Annotated in this window: 2 protein-coding genes; both read left to right on the top strand. The window is 71.4% G+C overall.

Annotated elements, in window-relative coordinates; genetic code table 11:
- A partial coding sequence (locus ACLJK8_RS22525) for a PAS domain S-box protein (protein WP_413152654.1) occupies positions 1-786 on the top strand: 786 nt, incomplete at its 5' end.
- Positions 783-2175 (top strand): methyl-accepting chemotaxis protein (locus tag ACLJK8_RS22520; RefSeq protein WP_413152653.1); only part of this gene is annotated, 1393 nt, incomplete at its 3' end. The genes ACLJK8_RS22525 and ACLJK8_RS22520, both read left to right, overlap by 4 nt.

Below are 2175 nucleotides of genomic sequence, written 5' to 3'. Positions count from 1 at the left end.
GAGAGCGGCGCGACGGTTGAGCGGAGCGCCGCGGGCCATCTCGCGGAGATCGGCTGGCCGCTGCTGGCGGGCTCGGTCATCATCGGCCTCGCCGCGCTCTTCATCACCCGCGCCGTCACCCGGCCGCTCCTGCGCGTGGGCTCCGCGATCTCGCAGGTGGCGAAAGGAAGCTACGATGGCGAGGTGCCGGGTACCGACCGCGGCGACGAGATAGGCTGGATCGCCCGCGCCGTCGCCCGGCTGCGCGACGATCTCGCCGCGCGCGAGGCGGTCGTGGCGGAGCAGGCGGCGGTGATCGCGGCGATCGACGCCGCGCAGGTGATGGTCGAGTTCGATCCGCGCGGCGCGATCCTGCGGGCGAACCGGAACTTCCTCGGCATCATGGGCCATTCCGAGGCGGAGATCGTCGGACGCCAGCACGCGGCCTTCGTCTATCCGACCTTCGCGGCCACGGCCGAGTATCGCCGCATGTGGGAAAGGCTTGGCAGCGGTTTCCCGGTCGCGGGCATCTTCCCTCGGCTGACCAGGGACGGGAGCCGTGTCTTCCTGCAGGGCACCTACAGCGCGGTGCGCGACAGGAACGGCGCGGTGGCGCGGGTGATCTACGTCGGCTCGGATGTCACCCAGGCCGAGACCGAGCGGCGCCGGCTGGAAACCGAGGCGCGCGACCAGGCGGCGGTGATCGAGGCGATCAGCGGCGGCCCGCAGGGCATGATCGAGTNGTCACCCAGGCCGAGACCGAGCGGCGCCGGCTGGAAACCGAGGCGCGCGACCAGGCGGCGGTGATCGAGGCGATCAGCGGCGGCCCGCAGGGCATGATCGAGTTCGACCCGAGCGGCAGGATCCTGCGCGCGAACCAGGTGCTTCTCGATATCATGGGCTACGCCGAGGCGGAGGCCGTGGGGCGCAAGCACGCCACCTTCGTGGAGCCGAAATTCGCCGAATCCGACGAGTACCGGCGGATGTGGGAGCGGCTCGGCAATGGCGAGGCCCTGCGCGGAACCTTCCGGCGGCTCGCCAAGGGCGGGCGGATCGTCTATCTGCAGGGCACCTACAGCCCGGTCCGCGACCCGGCCGGCAAGGTGACGCGGGTGGTGAAGGTCGTCTCCGATGTCACCGGAGCCGAGACCGAGCGGCTCGGCGCCATCGAGACGCGGGCCGCGATGGAGGCCGAGCGGGCGCGGGTGGTCGGGCAGCTCAGCGCCGGGCTCGCCGGGCTCGCGGACGGCGATCTCACGATCCGGATCGCGGAGGCCTTTCCGTCGGAGTACGAGACGCTGCGGGCGAATTTCAACGGCGCGGTCGAGACGCTCGAAGCGGCCGTCGCCGCGGTCGTGGTCGCCTCCGGGAGCATCCGCGACGAGTCGCTGCGTATGACCCAGGCGGCGGATGATCTGTCGCACCGGACCGAGAACCAGGCGGCCGCGCTCGAGGAGACCGCCGCCTCGCTGGAGCAGTTGACGGCGAGCGTCCGCGCGGCGGCCTCCGGAGCCGAGAAGGCGAGCCAGGATGTCGCCGCGACCCGGCGGAGCGCCGAGGAGAGCGGCCGGATCGTGCGGCAGGCCGTCGATGCGATGAGCGAGATCGAGAAATCCTCGCAGCACATCTCGCAGATCATCGGCGTCATCGACGATATCGCCTTCCAGACCAATCTTCTCGCGCTCAACGCCGGCGTCGAGGCGGCGCGGGCGGGCGAGGCGGGCAGGGGCTTCGCGGTGGTGGCCTCCGAGGTCCGGGCGCTGGCGCAGCGGTCCTCGGCGGCGGCGAAGGAGATCAAGGCGCTGATCTCCACCAGTTCGCAGCAGGTCGGCCGGGGCGTGGAACTGGTCGACGACACGGGCAAGGCCTTGCGGGTGATCGTCGAGTCGGTCGCCGGCATAACGTCCCTGATCGCCGATATCGCCAATTCCTCGCGCGAACAGTCGGTCGGGCTCTCGGAGATCAATACCGCGATTAACCAGCTCGACCAGGTGACGCAGCAGAACGCGGCAATGGTCGATGACTCGACCACCGCCAGCCACGCGATGAAATCCGAGGCGGAGGCGCTGGCGGGGCTCGTCGCGCAGTTCACCGCCGAGACCGCGCAGGCGGCGGGCCCGGCCCAGGTCACCCGGCTGCCGGCCCGCGCGACGGAGGCGCGCAAGGCCCGCGCCCGGATCGCGGCGCCGGGAGCCA

The organism is Amaricoccus sp. W119 (genome assembly GCF_047275745.1).
GTDB lineage: Bacteria > Pseudomonadota > Alphaproteobacteria > Rhodobacterales > Rhodobacteraceae > Amaricoccus.
Note: the sequence above shows the minus strand (reverse complement) of the source record. Positions and strands in the feature narration are given on the sequence as shown.